Source organism: Brevundimonas sp. FV1ye7S, from assembly GCF_058680995.1.
Window position 1 is genome coordinate 2,998,612 of record NZ_CM178726.1, and the last position, 18,099, is coordinate 3,016,710.

Annotated in this window: 16 protein-coding genes and 1 tRNA gene; 10 read left to right on the plus strand and 7 right to left on the minus strand. The window is 64.8% G+C overall.

From position 1 onward, the window contains the following. Window positions 1-33 precede the first annotated feature (33 nt). Window positions 34-1,011: an NAD-dependent epimerase/dehydratase family protein gene (locus tag ACW18C_RS14615; protein WP_492071665.1), complete on the plus strand. Its 978-nt coding sequence runs from the start codon at window positions 34-36 to the stop codon at window positions 1,009-1,011. 38 nt (window positions 1,012-1,049) lie between these two features. On the opposite strand, the gene ACW18C_RS14620 is transcribed toward ACW18C_RS14615, so the two are convergent. Together ACW18C_RS14620 and cpdR are read right to left on the minus strand one after the other, a co-directional pair. Continuing rightward, a tRNA-Val gene (locus ACW18C_RS14620) sits at window positions 1,050-1,124 on the minus strand. A 138-nt stretch (window positions 1,125-1,262) separates the two neighbouring features. Beyond that, window positions 1,263-1,619 (minus strand): cell cycle two-component system response regulator CpdR, encoded by a 357-nt coding sequence (gene cpdR / locus ACW18C_RS14625; RefSeq protein WP_035310150.1) that lies wholly within the window; start codon window positions 1,617-1,619, stop codon window positions 1,263-1,265. 114 nt (window positions 1,620-1,733) lie between these two features. On the opposite strand from cpdR, the gene ACW18C_RS14630 reads away from it, so the two are divergent. After that, entirely contained in the window at window positions 1,734-2,558 is an 825-nt protein-coding gene (locus ACW18C_RS14630; RefSeq protein ID WP_492071667.1) for an N-formylglutamate amidohydrolase, read from the plus strand. Window positions 2,559-2,846: 288 nt separating this feature from the next. On the opposite strand, the gene ACW18C_RS14635 is transcribed toward ACW18C_RS14630, so the two are convergent. Then, entirely contained in the window at window positions 2,847-3,530 is a 684-nt protein-coding gene (locus ACW18C_RS14635; RefSeq protein ID WP_008259721.1) for a DUF599 domain-containing protein, read from the minus strand. Between the two features lie 127 nt (window positions 3,531-3,657). Between ACW18C_RS14635 and ppa the strand changes: the two genes are divergently transcribed. The 3 genes from ppa to ACW18C_RS14650 all read left to right on the plus strand — a co-directional run bounded on the left by ppa (window position 3,658) and on the right by ACW18C_RS14650 (window position 5,686). Next, window positions 3,658-4,218, plus strand: a complete 561-nt coding sequence (gene ppa, locus ACW18C_RS14640) for an inorganic diphosphatase (RefSeq protein WP_154726613.1) — start codon at window positions 3,658-3,660, stop codon at window positions 4,216-4,218. A 296-nt stretch (window positions 4,219-4,514) separates the two neighbouring features. Next, window positions 4,515-4,916, plus strand: a complete 402-nt coding sequence (locus ACW18C_RS14645) for a hypothetical protein (RefSeq protein ID WP_492071669.1) — start codon at window positions 4,515-4,517, stop codon at window positions 4,914-4,916. Window positions 4,917-5,122: 206 nt separating this feature from the next. Further along, the gene (locus ACW18C_RS14650) at window positions 5,123-5,686 is read left to right on the plus strand and encodes a hypothetical protein (protein ID WP_492071671.1); all 564 of its coding nucleotides are present in this window, start codon (window positions 5,123-5,125) and stop codon (window positions 5,684-5,686) included. 105 nt (window positions 5,687-5,791) lie between these two features. Here the strand turns inward: ACW18C_RS14650 and ACW18C_RS14655 are convergent, their stop codons facing one another. Beyond that, a complete protein-coding gene (locus ACW18C_RS14655; protein ID WP_492071672.1) occupies window positions 5,792-6,469 on the minus strand; it encodes a DUF6624 domain-containing protein in 678 nt (225 codons plus the stop codon). Between the two features lie 383 nt (window positions 6,470-6,852). Between ACW18C_RS14655 and ACW18C_RS14660 the strand changes: the two genes are divergently transcribed. Further along, entirely contained in the window at window positions 6,853-7,326 is a 474-nt protein-coding gene (locus ACW18C_RS14660; protein ID WP_492071674.1) for a hypothetical protein, read from the plus strand. Between the two features lie 290 nt (window positions 7,327-7,616). On the opposite strand, the gene ACW18C_RS14665 is transcribed toward ACW18C_RS14660, so the two are convergent. Further along, a complete protein-coding gene (locus ACW18C_RS14665) occupies window positions 7,617-8,651 on the minus strand; it encodes a hypothetical protein (protein WP_492071676.1) in 1,035 nt (344 codons plus the stop codon). Between the two features lie 682 nt (window positions 8,652-9,333). Here ACW18C_RS14665 and hslU point away from each other — a divergent pair. After that, the gene (hslU, locus tag ACW18C_RS14670) at window positions 9,334-10,635 is read left to right on the plus strand and encodes an ATP-dependent protease ATPase subunit HslU (protein ID WP_492071677.1); all 1,302 of its coding nucleotides are present in this window, start codon (window positions 9,334-9,336) and stop codon (window positions 10,633-10,635) included. Here the strand turns inward: hslU and ACW18C_RS14675 are convergent. Continuing rightward, window positions 10,625-11,929: a YihY/virulence factor BrkB family protein gene (locus ACW18C_RS14675; protein WP_492071679.1), complete on the minus strand. Its 1,305-nt coding sequence runs from the start codon at window positions 11,927-11,929 to the stop codon at window positions 10,625-10,627. The two genes, hslU and ACW18C_RS14675, sit on opposite strands and share 11 nt — an antisense overlap. A gap of 93 nt (window positions 11,930-12,022) precedes the next feature. Here ACW18C_RS14675 and prmC point away from each other — a divergent pair, with 93 nt between their 5' ends. From prmC to ACW18C_RS14690, 3 genes are all read left to right on the plus strand, one after another. Continuing rightward, window positions 12,023-12,937 (plus strand): peptide chain release factor N(5)-glutamine methyltransferase, encoded by a 915-nt coding sequence (prmC, locus tag ACW18C_RS14680; protein ID WP_492071681.1) that lies wholly within the window; start codon window positions 12,023-12,025, stop codon window positions 12,935-12,937. Window positions 12,938-13,805: 868 nt separating this feature from the next. Next, the gene (locus tag ACW18C_RS14685) at window positions 13,806-14,852 is read left to right on the plus strand and encodes a GmrSD restriction endonuclease domain-containing protein (protein WP_492071683.1); all 1,047 of its coding nucleotides are present in this window, start codon (window positions 13,806-13,808) and stop codon (window positions 14,850-14,852) included. Between the two features lie 155 nt (window positions 14,853-15,007). Continuing rightward, window positions 15,008-15,319 carry a hypothetical protein gene (locus ACW18C_RS14690; protein ID WP_492071685.1) on the plus strand — a complete coding sequence of 104 codons (312 nt, stop codon included), beginning with the start codon at window positions 15,008-15,010 and terminating at the stop codon, window positions 15,317-15,319. On the opposite strand, the gene clpB is transcribed toward ACW18C_RS14690, so the two are convergent. Next, a complete protein-coding gene (clpB, locus tag ACW18C_RS14695) occupies window positions 15,316-17,904 on the minus strand; it encodes an ATP-dependent chaperone ClpB (RefSeq protein ID WP_492071686.1) in 2,589 nt (862 codons plus the stop codon). The genes ACW18C_RS14690 and clpB overlap by 4 nt on opposite strands. Between the last annotated feature and the right edge of the window lie 195 nt (window positions 17,905-18,099).

The following is an 18,099-nucleotide window of genomic DNA, read 5'->3' on the forward strand; positions in this document are numbered from 1 at the left end:
GATACAGGCTTCATCAAACGGATGGAGCGCGACATGACGACGAAATCAGCCCTGGTTCTGGGCGCCACGGGCGGCGCGGGCGGGGCGGTGGCCGCGCGGCTGCTGCAGGCGGGATGGTCGGTGCGCGCCCTGCATCGCCGACCCGAGGGCGTGCGCGGCGACGCGCGGATCGCCTGGATCAGGGGCGACGCCATGTCGGCGGCGGACGTCGCGGCGGCGGCCGAGGGCGTGTCCCTGATCGTCCATGCGGTCAATCCGCCCGGCTATCGCAACTGGAACACCCTGGTCCTGCCGATGCTGGACAACACCATCGCGGCGGCCGAACGGAACGGCGCGCGCATCCTGCTGCCCGGCACGGTCTATAACTACGGCCCTGACGCCTTCCCCGACATAGCCGAGGATGCGCCCCAGAACGCCAGGACCCGCAAGGGCCGCATCCGGGTCGAGATGGAACGTCGCCTGAAGGCGGCCGCCGATCGCGGACGGGCCAAGGTGCTGATCGTCCGCGCCGGCGACTTCTTCGGGCCTGAAGCGGCCAACAACTGGTTCAGCCAGGGTCTGGTCAAGGCCGGTGAACGGCCGACCGCGATCACCTATCCGGGCCAGCCGGGCGTCGGGCACCAGTGGGCCTATCTGCCGGACGTGGCGGAGGTGATGGTCCGCCTGGTCGAACGCAACGACCTGGAGGCTTTCGCCCGCTTCCACATGGAGGGCCAGTGGGACGCCGACGGAACCCGGATGACCGGCGCCATCCGCCGCGTCCTGGGCGAGCCCAAGCTTCCGATCAATCCCATGCCCTGGCTGGTGATGCGTCTGGCCGCGCCCTTCGTGCCGCTGATGCGCGAACTGATGGAGATGGCCTATCTGTGGAAACGCCCGGTCCGCCTGACCAACACCCGGCTGGAGGCCCTGATCGGCCCCGAACCGCGCACCCCGCTCGACGAGGCCGTGCGAGCCACCCTGGCGGGGATCGGCAGCCTGTATCCGGCCCATGCGGACAAACGCCCGTAGAGGCGACGGGCGAAGAAGACTGACTGTAGAAGGGAGAATGGTGGACGCGACAGGGATTGAACCTGTGACCCCCTCGATGTCAACGAGGTGCTCTCCCGCTGAGCTACGCATCCGCCGTAGGGCCCCGGGAAATCGCCCCGGGGCGGGAAGAGCGGTCGTATAGCGGCCCGGCCTGGCGGCATCAAGCCGATTTCACGGCCAGATTACGATTTTTGGGAGAACGACGTTAAACGCGCCGCTCAGGTTCAGCGTCAGGCCGCGACCATCCGTTCGACTTCGCTGACCAGATCGCGCAGATGGACCGGCTTGGACAGGACCTTGGCCTGGGGCGAGGCCTGGGCGGCGGTCAGGGCGACGGCGGCGAAGCCGGTGATGAACATGATGCGCAGGCCCGGCTGACGGGCGGCGGCGACGCGGGCCACCTCGATCCCGTCGGCGCCGGGCATGACGATGTCGGTCAGCAGCAGGTCGTAGGGGCCGTGTTCCAGGGCGTCGATGGCGTCGTCGCCGTTCTCGCAGTCGACGACATGATGTCCCGCCCGTTCGAGCGCCCGGGTGAGGAAACCGCGAAGCGAACTGTCGTCTTCGGCCAAAAGGATGCGCGCCATTCGAGAAGTGCCCGTTTAATCAGGGACGCAACCTAGGCCGACAAGCGTAAACCGGCGATGAAATTCACCGGTCGAACGTCTTCCTTCCACAGCGAAACCCGTTATGCGGGGATCATGACCACGGACGGGGCCAGTTTCGCGATCAGCCTGCCGCCCGCCGCGGCCCCGGAAACGGCCCTGGTCTTCGCCTCGCCTCACTCGGGCGAGACCTATCCCGACGACATGGGGGCGGTCGCCGGACTGGCCCGCGCCAGCCTGAAAAGCGCCGAGGACGCCCTGGTCGCCGCCCTGGTGCGTGAAGGGCCGGCCCATGGCGCGCCCCTGATCGAGGGGCGGATCGGCCGGGCCTATCTGGACCTGAACCGCGACCCCGGCGAACTGGATCCGGACCTGATCGTCGATACGGACGGGCCGGTCGGGGCCAAGACCCGGGCCGGATATGGCGTCATCCCCCGGCTGTCGGGCGACGGCCTGGCCCTGTACGACCGACGTCTGTCGCTGGCGGAGGCCCAGGCGCGCATCCGGATCGCCCACGCCCCCTATCATGCGGCCCTGGCCGAACTGATGGAACGGACGCGGGCCCGGCGGGGCCGGGCTGTGCTGATCGACTGGCATTCGATGCCGACGCGGGCGGTGGGGGCGGAGGTGGTGCTGGGGGACCGGCACGGGTCGTCGTGCCAGGCGCGACTGACCCGGCGACTGCGCGACCTGTTCGAGGGACTGGGCTGGCGGGTGGCGCTGAACCATCCCTACGCCGGCGGCTGGTCCACCCAGGTCTGGGGCCGGCCGGCGGACGGCTATGAGGCGATCCAGATCGAACTGAGCCGCAAACTGTATCTGGACGAGGCGACCCAGACGCCCAACGCGGCCCACGCCGCGACCCGCAAGGCGCTGAATCGCGTCATCGCCGCCCTGTGCGCGGACGACGGGGCGGCCTGACCCCGGCCCCCCTGCCCCTCTGACCCCCTGACCCCGGATCGCGGATCGGCGCGGGACGAAAAAAAGCCGCGCCCGGAGGCGCGGCATAAAAGTCTATAGGGAGGAAACGCCCAGGAAGGGCAAGACGCCCGGAGGCGTCGAAGGTCAATCTAGGTTGCGATGCACAATCGGTCAAGCGCTGCGCGCGGTTTTCGGGTCACGGCATGTTACGCAATTACGGCGCTTTCGCCCCAATTCGACGCACTGGGGCAGGAGAGGACGTCTCCTGTCGCACCTGCAAAATAACCGTCATTCACCCAGCAGACGCCGCGCATTTCGAATGGCGCGGGCGGCGGGCGACGCCTCCTGGCGATAGATCAGCAGGCCGAAGGACGAGGCCACGCCCAGGGCCAGCCACAGAGGGCCGAACAGCCAGGCCGCCGCCGCCAGGGCGAAATAATAGCCCCGGACCCCCTGGCTGAACGAACTGAGCGCGGGATTCAGCAGTTCGGCCGCCGCCTCGCCGAACGCCTTGCGGTCGATCTCCTTGTTGATCTCGGGCGCCGAGCCGATCAGGGCCAGGGTGTAGTTCATCTGGCGCAGGGCCCAGATGAAATCCAGGAAGCCGCGCGCCAGGCAGATCAGCACCAGGGCCAGCTTGGCCTCCAGGATCCTGGTCGGCACATTGTCCGCTCCGACGGCGGCGAAGCCTTCCAGCTTGCTCTCGCCCCCGAACAGGATGCCGCCCACCGCCGCGATCAGCAGCAGATTGGTCGAGGCGAAGAAGGAGGCCGAGTTGATCGAATGGCCCATCAGCTGGCTATCGACCAGGCGGATCTCGCGGTGGGTCATCGACGCCATCCAGACCCGGCGGACATGGCTCATGTCGTCGTTCAGCGAACCGCCGTGGCGGCCGATGAACTTCAGGATCGGCGCATAGCCGAGCCAGCAGATGAAGAAGAGCGCCAGCGCGGCCCAATCAACCCAGGTCATCGCGCGAATTGAGCCCAGTCGCCGCTGTGGCGCAAGTCCGCCGACTCAAGTCGCGCTTGCCGAGGCCGCGCGCGCGTCCTATCACGCGCGCCTCACAGAATTTCGCAGACGCAGCAAAGACCCCGCCATGAACCTCGACGCTATTCCGGTCGGCCCGAACGCTCCCTGGGACGTCAATGTCGTCATCGAAATCCCGCAGGGCGGGCTGCCGGTGAAGTACGAGATGGACAAGGAATCCGGCGCCCTGTTCGTCGATCGCTTCCTGCACACCGCCATGTACTATCCCGGCAACTACGGCTTCATCCCGCACACCCTGTCGGACGACGGCGACCCCTGCGACGTGATCGTGCTGAACCCGACGCCGGTCGTGCCCGGCTGCGTCATCCGCTCGCGCCCCATCGGCGTGCTGATGATGGTGGACGAGGCCGGCGGCGACGAGAAGATCCTGGCCGTGCCGGTCGACAAGCTGAACCCCTATTACACCGACGTCGCCAGCTATCGTCAGCTGCCGGCCATCCTGATCGAGCAGATCGAACACTTCTTCACCCACTACAAGGATCTGGAGAAGGGCAAGTCGGTCACGGTCAAGGGCTGGGGCGACGCCGGCGAGGCCGCCGAAATGATCGCCAAGGGCATGCAGGCCCACCAGGACAAGCTGGCCGCCAAGAAGGCCGGCAAGGCCGCCTGATCCAGGCTCTCGTCTCCTCCCCCTCCGGGGGAGGTGGCGCGGCGCTTCTCCAGCGCCGTGACGGAGGGGGCGCGACCGCAAGACCGGCGCCTTTGCGACGCCCAGCCCTTCCCCGCCAAGCCTATCCTCGGGCTCGCTTAGGCCAGGCCCATGGGATCTCCTCCCGCCCGAAGGAGACGGGCGCGCGCCAAGGTCTGCTTTCCGGCCTTCCGTCGATTTCGCAAACCGACCCATTGCGGACACTGCCTTGCCGCTTCATGGTTCGACGGATTGGAGGACACCTAGCAGAGGTCGAAGTGCCACTCGCCCTTATTGTCGCCATCGCTAGCCTCCAAGGTTCGCCTACTCAAAGTGCGTTCGGCGATGAATGGCTTGAGGCGGCCATGGTAAATGTCGCTTATCAGACAGCTCTCTGCCAGCCGCACCTCAGTGATTGGCTCGGCACAGTAGACGTTGAAGAATCTCTACGTGATGATTTGGCGTCCGAAACAGATCAGGCTTCAAAAGCCATGTTGCTGGCCGCGATTTCGGCAGCGCAACAGGGAAGGCAGGACCAACTAACAACTGCTATCGATGCGGAGCGGTGTTCTCGACGAGTAGAATCAGCCTTTGCGTATCTATTTCTACCCAATCAGGCACCCGAGCCTAGCGCGATGTTTCGACTTGATGCTCTCCGCGAAAAGCCAGACGCCCGTTAAAATCAAGAGAACGGCAGTTTTTGTGACGACCGGTAGCCCCCCCCTAGCTGACGTCGATCGCAACCGCCTTGAGGCCAACGTCCGCTTTCGGAGCCAAAGCCCAAGGAACGAAATCGACCCGTTGCAGCCCTCAACAATCGCTGCAATCGTGCCCGTAGTGCCGTCTCTACGGTGGAGGGACACCAACAAGGCAAGGAGCAGGAGGCGTGCGCTACGGCACTTGGATCGCGATCAGCGCAGCACTTGCGGCGGGATGTTCCAACAATCCGACCCCGGTGACCGAACCTTATCAGGTCGGTGAGCAGCGCTTCCGTGTTCCTAGGAATGTAGTCGTCAATGCTACCGAAGACTCTCTGTCGATGTACATGCGCGTCTCAGATTCCGAGCTGCTTGATCGCGACGCGGACGATGCGCGCCTTTTTGTGCAGATCCAAGACGGTCGACAGCCGGACATCACCGCCGCTATTGCTGATCTAAAGCGTTATGGCGGTGTTGTCGGCGATGAAGTGTATGGCGGGCTGATGCCGATAGTTGGTGGTGGCGGCGACGGAATATATTTCAATCAGCATCTCTACAGTGGAGCATATATATTCTGTGCACCTCAAGGCTTCGGTTGTCGCGCGCGCGTTCCATACGGCGACTTGTCTATCAGTATTCGGTTTGCTCGACCGTTGCTGTCCAGCTGGGCTAAGCTGCTTGACGGCGTTCTTCGCAAAGTCGAGATGATTGAAGTCCAAGGCAGTGTGGAAAGGTCCGCTAACCACCCCTAGCTGAGATCGACAGCGACCGTTTTTGGGCTGGGAGCCAACGTCCGTTTCAGGCGGGGAAGCCTTGGACTGAAATCGACCCGTTGCGGACCTTCGTCGGCGAGCTGATCAGCAGGTCGGAGGAGCCCCTGTCTTGAAGCTGTCGACATATTCGGCAACCGGCCCGAGGCCAACCGAAGCTCTAAATTCGTCGACGCGCCCCGCATCCTCAAGCCGCCAAAGCGTCCACTGACCGGTGCCGTAAGGGCAGGTCATCTGTGTCCCGTATCTCTGCGGTTGATCTCTCGTCATCTGAAGCCGGTCATACATCATGGCGTACTCCGAACCGGCGACTTCCCCGCTGGGTACAAGGTCGGCGAGAATCGGCAGAAAGCGCTCCCACAGCGTCTCATCGCCATGCTGCACAATGAGGAACGCCGACGCGGCTGCGTTGTCGCCGTAGCGACTTTTTCTGAACCACCCCTCCTCCGGAACCATCGCCAATAACTGCTCTTGGTTTTCGATATCGATCGCCCGCACCTCTGGCCAAAGCGCGCGTCGAACTCGCCCGCGTTCGGGGGGCGGCACGTTCGCCATAGCCCTCCAAAGACCTTGTCGAGCGGCCTGGTCGATAGCCCCCATGCGCTCCAGGCGTTCTTGATCCGTCTGTGGTGGAGGCAATGCACTCTGAGCGCCCTTTACTTCCGCGATGCTGGCACGCAGAGCGTTCAAGGCCGTTTCAGTTAGCGGATCAGGCGCCGTCGCTTGCGCAACCATCAGTGTAAGCGTTGCAATGTTGTGGATCATGACGCTCTCCCTAGAACACCCATCAGATGGTGCTCAGGATGAGCAGTCAAGGATTGGAAAATGGCGTTTGGCTGTGCCCGCTTCCCACCCCTAGCGGCAGTTCGGCGCGTCCGCTTTTGGGCTGTGGGCCCGACGTCCGTTTTCCGGGCTGGTGTCGATGTCGTGGTCCGACCCGAGGCAGACATCGGGAACCGCCCCCCCCCCCACGGCCATTCGACAGGCCTGGTTTGCGCCTGATCAAGGCGGCCGCCGGAACTGTCCTGCAATCAGAACGCTGTGTCTTCTATAGTCACGCTTGGAATGGTCCTTTGAAAATCGCCTGTCCCCTCGTCGTCCTGCCAATCCTGGCCTTGGGCCTATCCAGCCTTGGGGCCTGCGCCTCCATGCCTGGCCTATCGGGCGTCGAGCTGAACCGGGATCAAGCGTCCCAGGGCGGAAAGACTTTTGGCGAGGGCGTGGGCCAGGCGGCGACGGCTTCACTGGATGATCTCAACCTGCGGCGACAGGAGGTGCCAGAGGTTCTGATCGCCGCGCGCCGCACCCCCTATGCGACGGCGGGCCTTCAGCGTTGCTCGGCCGTCGTCGCCCAGATCGACGCCCTGGACGAGGCCCTCGGCCCGGATGTCGATCAGCCGACGCCGGCGACCGGCACGGGCGACCAGGCCGCCAATGCCGCCCTCGACATGGTTCGCGACACCGCCACGGATTTCATCCCGCTGAGGAGCTGGGTGCGTCGTCTGTCGGGCGCTGCGGCCCATGACCGGGAGGTTCAGGCGGCGATCCGTGCAGGCCTGGTCCGCCGCGGCTTTCTCAAGGGCATCGCTCATCAGCGCCGCTGCACGCGGACGGCGGGATAATAACCGTTCGGAGGGAAGCGGATCGGCATCCGGCGGAAAAGGTCCGGCAAGCGCCGGGACCGGTCACGCCCGACCTGTCTGAAAGACGATATTCCGCTCTCGGCGCCGATGTCGGCGTCCGGGCATGAGACGCCTTTGGCCGACGTCTACCCTGTGCCGCCATGGACAGCCTGATGTCAGGCGGTCGCCGGTATGTCTGTCAGCCACTCTATGCGATTGACCGATTTCGACGCTGAGAAGGACATCAGAGGGGCCAGTCCTACGGCAAGTCCGGATCTCAAATTTCCGGATCAGTGGTTCGCGGCGGTTTCGATCAGTTGGTCAACCGCTTCAATGACCAAAGGCTGTGCTTCCTCAGCAGACATGTTGGCCAAGGTCCGCACATCGTGGCTCCGGCCGAGCTGCTGGGCGACCAGAAAGCCCAGGTAGTAGCCTCGACGTTGCGGCAAGGCGGATGTCGCAGGGCCGCCAAAGCCGAACAGGTCGCTGTAGGCGGACGGGTCCTTCAGCGTCAAAACCTGGCGCAAGGCCAGCAAAGACGGCGTCAACTGCGCGCGCGTGGCGGCGGCCATGCCGTCGGGTAGCGTCAGAAGCAACTCAGCCTCGTCGGCGTTCGGATTCAGCTGCGACGCCACATAGGTGGCGAGCCCCTCTTGCCAAAGCGAGCACCAGATCGCCTCGCACCGGCCAAGCCGAGGCCGTTGATAGAGGTGGAAAAGCTCGTGATGGAAGAACGCCGCTTCGTTCGTCACTCCGGCGTCGTGGAAGGCGACCATTCCGTCCACGCCGAACAGCAGGAACGTCTGTCCATCGATGACGCGGGTGCCGCCGTCAAACTCCCCCAAGGAGTGGAGCACCCATATTGGACGATCAGGCCGGAAGTCGGGAAACGTCTCGGAGAAGACCGATGTGTTGCGGGCGAGATCCTTGTCGAATGTCTCCAGCTTCTGGGCATACGCGTCGCGGATAGAGCCGAAGCTCTCGATCGATCTGGCGATCGTGCCGTCGCGTTGGGCTTCGGTCATCTGGCCGTTGAACCGGGCATGACTGTAGAAACCTGGGAATTTGGGCGCAATGTCGCGTTTGAAGAGAGCGACGCGTTCCTCAGTGGTCTTGTCCTGGGTCGCGTCCCAGAAGATCAGGAAATCGCCGGCGATATTATGGACCTCCAAGGTTGGAGCACTCTGCTCTGAACCTGGATGAGGCAAGGTCTTGCTCTGGGCATGGACCGGTTTACCGGCCAGTGACATCAGCATGATCGCGGCGCCAAACACCGCGACTTTCGATTTCAATGAAGCGTATTGAATGTCAATCTCCCCAAGCATCACCTAGCCGGAGTGACATTGCCGGGGGGCACTTGCAACTGCCGTAATGCCGGGTGGCTTCCGGACGCCAGTTGAAGTCCGCGGCGTATGTTCCCGACCAACAGGTCAAGCTGGTACATAAGAGATCGTTTCGGACTGGACGGTCTTTTCTACAACGATCTATCTCCGTCATTCAGGGGGAAAGTCGGGGAGCCCAGCAGCGCGCCAGAGGGCGACCCGAAGGCCGGCGCGGAGCAACCAACCTGTGGCGGACTCGATCGTCCAACGGCATGGGCTAGAGGCGCACGAGGCGTTTCGGGCCTCCGCCGTGCTCGCACGTCGGCGAAGACGCCAGCCATCCTAATTCCGCAAACATTCTGTCGGCAAAACAACCGTCTGACTGAAAGTTCAGCCCCCAACCACCCGCCCGTTCCCGCAGGTCTATACTCCCGGCCGTCGGTAGCGAAAGGGAGGCCCGTTCATTGCATCATTGTACACACTGCACGGTTTCGCGGGCGTAGTGCGAGTTCCCTGATTTCAGACAATTCATACTATTCAGACGCTGTTTTTTCGCCGCACAGTCTGAAATCCTCCGCCGCCTCCGGGACAATCGACGCAGGGGGGTGAAGTCTGGTCTCGCCCCGGAACGCCCCGTCGGCCCCGCCCCCTCCCGCTCGGCTTCCCGACCCCCTATCTGCATCCCATGACTGACCTCTCCCCCCGCGAAATCGTCTCCGAACTGGATCGCTATATCGTCGGCCAGGACGACGCCAAACGCGCCGTGGCCGTGGCCCTGCGCAATCGCTGGCGTCGCAAGCGCGTGCCCGAGGATCTGCGTGATGAGGTGACGCCCAAGAACATCCTGATGATCGGCCCGACCGGCGTCGGCAAGACCGAGATCGCCCGGCGGCTGGCGCGGCTGGCTGGGTCGCCCTTCCTCAAGGTCGAGGCGACCAAGTTCACCGAGGTCGGCTATGTCGGCCGCGACGTCGATCAGATCATGCGCGACCTGGTCGAGAGCGCCCTGGTCATGGTGCGCGACCGCCGGCGCGGCGAGGTGCGGGCGCGGGCCGAGGGTGCGGCCGAAGACCGGATCCTGGACGCTCTGGTCGGTCCCGGCGCGGGGCCGGCGACGCGCGACAGCTTCCGCAAGAAGCTGCGGGCGGGCGAGCTGGACGACAAGGAGATCGAGATCGCCCTGGCCGACACCGCCTCGCCGATCCAGGGGCTGGACATCCCCGGCGGCGGGGCCGTGGGCCTGCTGAACCTGTCGGAGATGCTGGGCAAGATGGGCGGCGGCCGCACCAAGACGGTCAAGCTGACCGTCCGCGACGCCACCGCCCCCCTGATCGCCGAAGAAGGCGACAAGCTGCTGGATCAGGACAGCCTGACCAAGGAGGCCCTGATCCTGGCCGAGAACGAGGGGATCGTCTTCCTGGACGAGATCGACAAGGTGGCGGCGCGCCAGGGGGCCTCCGGCGCCGACGTCTCGCGCGAGGGGGTGCAGCGCGACCTGCTGCCCCTGATCGAGGGGACCACCGTCTCGACCAAATACGGGCCGGTGAAGACGGACCACGTCCTGTTCATCGCCTCGGGCGCCTTCCACGTCGCCAAGCCGTCGGACCTGCTGCCCGAGTTGCAGGGCCGGCTGCCGATCCGGGTCGAGTTGAAGGCCCTGACGCGGGACGACTTCAAGCGGATCCTGACCGAGCCCGAGGCCAATCTGATCCGTCAGAACCAGGCCCTGCTGGCCACCGAGGAGGTGACCCTAACCTTCACCGACGACGCGATCGAGGCCCTGGCCGACGCGGCGGTGGCGGCCAACTCGGCCGTCGAGAACATCGGGGCGCGGCGGCTTCAGACCGTGCTGGAGCGGGTGCTGGAGGAGACCAGTTTCAAGGCCTCGGACCTGGCGGGCCAGACCGTGAACTTCGACGGGGCGGCGGTGCGCGACAAGCTGAGCCTCCTGACCAAGGACGTGGATCTGAGCCGGTTCATTCTTTAGCGGCGGCCTCGCGCTCGCGGCGGTCCCGGCGGCGCATCAGCCGGTCGGCGACCGCCTCGGCGTGGCGCTGGGTGAAGGCCAGGGCGGCGGGATTGCCCCGCTTGGCGCCGATGCTGTCGGCCACCTTGGCGCCCCGCTCGCCGATCGGCATGGCCTTGCCCGTGGTGGTGTCCAGGGCCGTCTGATGCTCGATCTCGGCGTTCAGCTCGGCCCCCATCAGGATCACCTGGACCGACAGCCAGGTCCACAGCAGGAAGCCCATCATGGCCGCCAGCGGGCCGTAGGAGTCGGTGCGGACGAAGTTGGTCAGATACCAGCTGAAGACGAAGGAGACCGTCAGGCTGACCACCGCCGCGAAGATCGCCCCCGGCGTCAGCCAGCGCCAGCGCGCCTTCTGCCGGCACGGGCCGAAGCGGTAGATCAGGGTCAGGGCGGCGACATAGCCGACCAGCAGCAGGGGCCAGCGCAACAGGGCCAGCAGGCCCCACTCCTCCTGCAGTCCGAACAGCCCCACCACCACCGGCACCCCGACCACCAGCAGCGAGCTGAACAGGACGGCGGCCACGGCCCCCAGGGTGAAGCCCATGCACAGCAGGTTGTAGCGGACGATATTGCGCCGCTCGACCTCGTGATAGGCGATGTTCAGCCCGTAGAAGAGCACCTTGACCGCGCCATTGGCGGTCCACAACGACAGGGCCAGGGTCCAGATCAGGGTGAAGGTCAGCTGGCCGTTCGAGTTCGCGGCCAGCCGTTCCATCTCGCCGCCCAGGAAGGCGGCGATGCTGCTGGGCATGACGCCGTACAGGAACTGGAGCCGGCTCCAGGCGTCGGCCGGATCGGCGAACAGGCCGTACAGGGTGACGAACGTCCCCAGCAGGGGGAACAGCGACAGCAGGGTGAAGAAGGTCACGCCCCCGGCGACGAAGCCGACCCGGTCGCCGAAATAGGAGGCGCCGGTGCGCCACAGGATGTCGCTCCAGCCCTTGTGCGGGATCTGTTCGGGCCGTTTGGCCAGGCGGCCGCGGCCGGGCTCCTTAAGGTCGTAGTCCTCGGGCGTCGGCGGGGCGGGCGGCAGGGGTTCGGGACGGGGCGGGCGCAGCTCCAGCCCGACCTTGTGGCCCTGGGTGTAGAGCAGATGGGCGGCGCCGGCGCCGGCGGCCAGGCCGCCCGCCGTCGCGGCCACGAATTTCCACAGGCGGCCCAGCCCCCCGGCAGGGCGCCCGCGCCGCCCCTGCGGCCGGGCGGCGATCAGGCGGCGAAGGGCGGCGGCGGCGGACGGCTTGGGCTTGGACATCAGGAGGCCAACGGCGAAGCTGGCGCGACGTTCCCGAGGCGCCGAAAATCGGCTGCGCTTGAAATCGCGGCCGCGAAGGGCCAATCACCCGAAATGACCACCGAGCCCCTCTCCCCCAAGCCGTCCGACGGCGCCGCGACCCTGCTGACCGTGTGGAAGGCCGCCCAGGCCCGCCTGAAGGGCGGCCGCATCGACAGCCCCGCCATCGACGCCCGCCTGCTGCTGGAAGCCGCCGCCGGCGCCAGCCGCATGGACATTCTGACGGACCCTTACCGCGTCGTCACGCCCGAACAGCACACGGCCTATGAGGCCATGATCGACCGCCGCCTGAAGCGCGAGCCGGTGTCGCGCATCGTCGGCAAGAAGGGCTTCTGGAAGATCATGCTGAACGTCACCCCCGACGTCCTCAGCCCCCGGCCCGACACCGAGACCCTGATGGACGTGGCCATGCTGGCCTTCGCCAAAACCCAGGCCTTCAACGCCATCGACCTGGGCACCGGCTCGGGCGCCATCCTGCTGGCCTTGCTGGCCGAGCGGCCGGCGGCCCACGGCGTCGGCACCGACATCTCGACCGAGGCCCTGGCCGTGGCCAAAGAGAACGCGGCCAACCTGGACCTGAACGACCGGGCGGCCTTCCTGCGCACCGAATGGGCGGCGGGCTTCGGCGACGCCAGCTTCGACCTGGTGCTGTCCAACCCGCCCTATATCCCCACCGACCATATCCCGACCCTGGACCCCGAGGTCCGCGACCACGACCCGCACCTGGCCCTGGACGGCGGCCCCGACGGGCTTCAGGCCTATCGCGACCTGGCCCCCGAGGTGAAGCGGATCCTCAAGCCCGGCGGCGTCTTCGCCGTCGAGATCGGCTGGGACCAGGGCCCCCAGGTCAAGGCCCTGTTCGAGGCCCAGGGCTTCGCCGACGTCAAGGTGGTCAAGGACCTGGGCGAACGCGACCGCGTCGTCACCAACGGCCCGGACCCGAGGACCAATCCGATCCCGCAGGAGTGAGGGCGAGGATTCAGACCCTGGACGAAAAAACAGGGTGCAATTCGTACAATTTGTCTGAAATCCGCCCTCCCGATGACCCCGCCCGTCCGACGCCGACGCGCGGCGTCATCATCCCATGGTTTCGGACCCTGGGCGGAAAGCGGGCGTGATTATTCGTCAGGGCGTTGAAACCTAACGGGTTCGTCGGCGGAATTAGGTGCGCTGGCGCCGGTGCGGCGTCCAGAACCCCTCCACCCCCGCAGGCGGGGAGGAGACGTGCGCCGGCTCTTGCCTCGCTCGGCCTTCCCTCTCCTGTTGGGAGAGGGCTTGAGCGCACGGCGGCGCAGCCGTCGTCCTTGCGCGACCCGAAGGGCGGCGCGAAGCAGCCAAAGGGTGAGGGTCGTGCGCCACCCGGCGTCCGCTGCGGCCCGACCGGTGCGACGGCTTGCGCCGACTTCGACACCCGACCCTCATCCGTCCGCTTCGCGGCCACCTTCTCCCAATGGGAGAAGGAGAAGAGGGGGCGGCGTCCAGAGCCCCTCCACCCCCGCGCAAGCGGCGCGGCGGTCCCCCTCCCCGCAGGCGGGGAGGAGACGGTGCGACGGCCCTTGCCTGTCTCCTCCCCATGAAATGGGGAGGTGGCGCGACGCGCAGCGGCGTGACGGAGGGGTTCTAAGCCGCATCACCAGCCCGCGCACCCCCGTCATACTTCGGCGCGTCCGAAGAGTGATGGGATGTGGGGTGGCTGGGGTGGGGTTCCGCCGTACCGCAGCCGACTGTAGAAAGTCGCGAAGATGGTTTTGAAGCGAGCGGCGGCGACTGCACAAAACGCAGCTTGACGATTTACCCGTCATACGCCGAGATAGACAACCGATACGAGAGAACTCTTATGGCCGCTGAAGACGCTTGGATCAATTCTCAGACTGAGGAGTCTGCGGCTGATGAACTGTACGCGCCGCGTAAGTACGAGATCGTAAATTATCCTGCCGATACAACGTTGAAGGGTTACTACGATCAATGGAAGAACAAGCAGATATATGTACCCGACTTTCAACGACGATATGTCTGGGACGTCAAGAAAGCAAGCAAACTAATCGAGTCGTTCTTATTAGGCTTGCCTGTACCAGGAGTATTTTTATACAAAAATCGGTCCGATTCTTCATTCCAAATCATAGACGGACAACAACGAATCATGTCCGCCGTTTATTTTCAACGCGGCGAGTTTGATGACGAAACAGCATTTCGACTTCGTGGCGTACAACCAGAGTGGGAAGGAAAAAGATACACCGACCTTTCTGAGTCAGATAGATTTAAACTCGACAACAGCGTGCTTCGCGCCACGATAATTCAACAACTCGACCCATACGACGACACTAGCATTTACCTTATATTTGAAAGACTAAATACCGGCGGCGTCAATCTCAACGCCATGGAAATCAGGCGGTCCGTATGCTACGGTGAAGCTGTATATTTTTTAGATAGACTTAACTCTGATAGAAATTGGCGCCGAATTATTGGCGTCGCAAGACCTGACAAGCGCTTTCGCGACGTTGAATTGATCTTACGATGCGCTGCCCTCAGCGAGAGATGGGCACAATACGAAAAGCCAATGAAGGGCTTCCTGAACCACTACATGGCAGATCTAGCCCAGCACCCTGAAACTTACGCAGACATCGCCGAGAGGTTTCTGCTGTCTGCAAAGTTCATCGTTGAGACGCTTGGCGAAAAACCGTTCCACCTTCGCAAGAGGCTGAATTTCGGACTGATGGATTCGGTTATGGCTGCGGCCATGAGAGGTCTTCGCCCGCACGACCTTAGCCAGAGGCTAGACTCGCTTTTGGAGCATCCCGAGTACCTGCACGCCATAACTTATAATACGAGCGACGCAGAAGAAGTTCACCGCCGAATGAACCTCGCTTTTCAGCATCTTTCCTAATGCCGCTCAACAGAACATCGCTAGTTATTGAAACTGCTCGGGCACACCTAGGAGAACTCCCAGAAGCGTCGCCAAACAAAGCGCTTGTGGCAGTCTACCTAGCCCAGGTTGCTACTGTGACTTTCTGTTCTGAGATCGAAGAATCACTTATTCGCATGATCAGAGACCGACTAAGTCGTGCCGAGAATGCGAAAGTGGCGCATTTCATTACAAAAACCAACGAGGGAATGATAAAACGGGTACCAAAATCCGATATAGTGAAAACAGTTGGGCTGTTCGGCGAAGAAGCGACGGCGCAGCTGAATGCAATATTTACGGAACAAGAGATAACTAAATATGGGAACGTTGTAAACGCGCGGCATACAACAGCTCACGGCGCTGGTGGCACCGTGACTTTGCAAGAGGTTGCAGAAGCTGCAGCGATTGCAGAGCGTATGCTCGCAACGTTCGATGCTGTGATCACCTAGTGCACCTGCGCCTTCCCGATCTCCAACCCGCCCTCGCCGGCCGTCACCGCAATCACCCCGCCGTCCTCGATCTCGCCGGCCAGGAGCTTGCGCGCAATCGGGTCCACCAGCTCCTTCTGGATCACCCGCTTCAGCGGCCGCGCGCCATAGGCCGGGTCGTAGCCGCGGTCGGCCAGCCAGGCCAGGGCCGCATCGTCCAGCGACAGGTTCAGCCGGCGGTCGGCCAGCAGTTTTTCGAACCGTGACAGCTGGATCCGCACGATGCCGCCCATCTGTTCGCGGCCCAGGCGGTGGAACAGGATGATCTCGTCGATCCGGTTCAGGAACTCGGGCCGGAAGTGGGCGCGGACGGCGTCCATGACGAAGGGGCGGACGGCTTCGACGTCGTCGCCCTCGCCCTGTTCGGCCAGATACTGGCTGCCCAGGTTGGAGGTCATGATGATCAGGGTGTTGCGGAAGTCGATGGTTCTCCCTTGCCCGTCTGTCAGGCGGCCGTCGTCCAGCACTTGCAGAAGCACGTTGAAGACGTCGGGGTGGGCCTTTTCGACCTCGTCGAACAAGACGACCTGATAGGGGCGGCGACGCACGGCCTCGGTCAGGGCGCCGCCCTCGTCATAGCCGACATAGCCGGGAGGGGCGCCGATCAGGCGGGAGACGCTGTGCTTCTCCATATATTCGGACATGTCGAGCCGGGTGATGGCCGCCTCGTCGTCGAACAGGAACTCGGCCAGGGCCTTGGTCAGTTCGGTCTTGCCCACGCCGGTCGGGCCCAGGAACAGGAAACTGCCCAGGGGTCGGTTGGGGTCGTTCAGGCCGGCGCGGGCGCGGCGCACGGCGTCGGAGACGGCGGCCAGGGCCTCGTCCTGACCCACCACGCGGCCGCCCAGGGCCTCTTCCATCTTCAGCAGTTTCTCGCGTTCGCCCTCCAGCATCTTGTCGACCGGGACGCCGGTCCAGCGGCTGACGACGGCGGCGATCTGTTCGGCGTCGACGACTTCTGGCGTTAGAGGCCCCCCGCCCCCCGTCTCGGCGGCCTCGGCCTCGGCCAGTTGTTTCTCGATCTGGGGGATCTGGCCGTAGGCGATTTCGGAGGCGCGGCCCAGGTCGCCGGCGCGCTGGGCGTTGGTCAGTTCCAGACGCAGGCGGTCCAGGGTTTCACGCAGTTGCGCGCCCTGGCCGACCTTGTCCTTTTCGGCCTTCCACTGGGTGGTCAGGTCGTCGGACTGGCCTTCCAGATCGGCGATCTCGTCCTCCAGCTTTTCCAGCCGGTGTTGGGAGGCCTGGTCGGTCTCCTTCTTCAGGGCCTCGCGTTCGATCTTCAGCTGGACCAGGCGGCGGTCGATCTCGTCCAGGGCCTCGGGCTTGGAGTCCACGGCCATGCGGACGCGGCTGGCGGCCTCGTCGATCAGGTCGATGGCCTTGTCCGGCAGGAAGCGGTCGGTGATGTAGCGGTTGGACAGGGTGGCGGCGGCGACGATGGCGCTGTCCGAGATGCGGACCCCGTGGTGGACCTCGTACTTCTCTTTCAGGCCGCGCAGGATGGAGACCGTGTCCTCGACCGTCGGTTCGGCGACGAAGACCGGCTGGAAGCGGCGGGCCAGGGCGGCGTCCTTTTCGACGTGCTTGCGGTATTCATCCAGCGTGGTGGCGCCGACGCAGTGGAGTTCGCCGCGCGCCAGGGCCGGCTTCAGCAGGTTGGAGGCGTCCATGGCGCCGTCGCCCTTTCCGGCGCCCACCAGGGTGTGCATCTCGTCGATGAACAGGACGATCCCGCCCTCGGCCGCCGAGACCTCGTTCAGGACGGCCTTCAGCCGCTCCTCGAACTCGCCGCGGTATTTGGCGCCGGCGATGAGGGAGCCCATGTCGAGCGCCATGACGGTCTTGTCGCGCAGGCTCTCGGGCACGTCGCCGTTGACGATGCGCAGGGCCAGGCCCTCGACGATGGCGGTCTTGCCCACGCCGGGCTCGCCGATCAGGACGGGGTTGTTCTTGGTGCGACGGGCCAAGACCTGGATGGTGCGGCGGATCTCTTCGTCGCGGCCGATGACCGGGTCGATCTTGCCGTCGCGGGCGGCCAGGGTCAGGTCGCGGGCGTAGCGTTTCAGGGCGTCATAGCCGTCCTCGGCGCCGGCGCTGTCGGCGGTCTTGCCCTTGCGCACCTCGGCGATGGCGGCGTCCAGCTTGTCGGCGCTGGCGCCCGAGGCTTTCAGCACCTCGGCGGCGACCCCGCCCTCGCGCGCCAGGGCGGCCAGCAGGCGTTCGGTGGTGACGAAGGCGTCGCCGGCGGTCTTGGAGGCCTCCTCAGCGGCAGCGAAGACGCGGGCCGTGTCGCCGTCCAGATAGAGCTGGCCCGAGCCGCCGGTGACCTGGGCGCGCTTCTTCAGCGCGGTCTCGACATCGGCCTCGGCGCGTTTGGCGTCGCCTCCGGCGGCGGTGATCAGGTTGCGGGCCAGGCCGTCGCGTTCTTCCAGCAGGATTTTCAGCAGGTGTTCGGGCGCGAACTGCTGGTGACGGCGGGCCAGGGCCAGAGACTGGGCCGACTGGACCGCCTGTTTGGCGCGGTCGGAATAGAGATCGAGATTCATACGTGTCCCCTCGTGAGGCGGAAATGGTCCGACACGCCCTCTGGAGCAAGCGACGCGTCCGTTCGCAGGAAGAAGTGGGTGTGTTGAACCGGCCACACAAGAGCCCGAGCGGGGGCGTGCGCGCCTTGACCGGGGTCAATTGCGGCCGACACCGGTCCGGCATAGCCCGCGCTCCGACCGCTGCACGCTTCGGGC

Bases quoted from the DNA above. Each gene is read 5' to 3' on its own strand.
- cpdR (WP_035310150.1), bottom strand. From the start codon at position 1,619: ATGGCGCGCATCCTTTTGGCCGAAGACGACAGTTCGCTTCGCGGTTTC.
- ACW18C_RS14655 (WP_492071672.1), bottom strand. From the start codon at position 6,469: ATGATCCACAACATTGCAACGCTTACACTGATGGTTGCGCAAGCGACG.
- ACW18C_RS14615 (WP_492071665.1), top strand. From the start codon at position 34: ATGACGACGAAATCAGCCCTGGTTCTGGGCGCCACGGGCGGCGCGGGC.
- ACW18C_RS14690 (WP_492071685.1), top strand. From the start codon at position 15,008: ATGATCAGAGACCGACTAAGTCGTGCCGAGAATGCGAAAGTGGCGCAT.
- clpB (WP_492071686.1), bottom strand. From the start codon at position 17,904: ATGAATCTCGATCTCTATTCCGACCGCGCCAAACAGGCGGTCCAGTCG.
- prmC (WP_492071681.1), top strand. From the start codon at position 12,023: ATGACCACCGAGCCCCTCTCCCCCAAGCCGTCCGACGGCGCCGCGACC.
- ppa (WP_154726613.1), top strand. From the start codon at position 3,658: ATGAACCTCGACGCTATTCCGGTCGGCCCGAACGCTCCCTGGGACGTC.
- hslU (WP_492071677.1), top strand. From the start codon at position 9,334: ATGACTGACCTCTCCCCCCGCGAAATCGTCTCCGAACTGGATCGCTAT.
- ACW18C_RS14665 (WP_492071676.1), bottom strand. From the start codon at position 8,651: ATGCTTGGGGAGATTGACATTCAATACGCTTCATTGAAATCGAAAGTC.
- ACW18C_RS14685 (WP_492071683.1), top strand. From the start codon at position 13,806: ATGGCCGCTGAAGACGCTTGGATCAATTCTCAGACTGAGGAGTCTGCG.
- ACW18C_RS14660 (WP_492071674.1), top strand. From the start codon at position 6,853: ATGCCTGGCCTATCGGGCGTCGAGCTGAACCGGGATCAAGCGTCCCAG.
- ACW18C_RS14630 (WP_492071667.1), top strand. From the start codon at position 1,734: ATGACCACGGACGGGGCCAGTTTCGCGATCAGCCTGCCGCCCGCCGCG.
- ACW18C_RS14675 (WP_492071679.1), bottom strand. From the start codon at position 11,929: ATGTCCAAGCCCAAGCCGTCCGCCGCCGCCGCCCTTCGCCGCCTGATC.
- ACW18C_RS14635 (WP_008259721.1), bottom strand. From the start codon at position 3,530: ATGACCTGGGTTGATTGGGCCGCGCTGGCGCTCTTCTTCATCTGCTGG.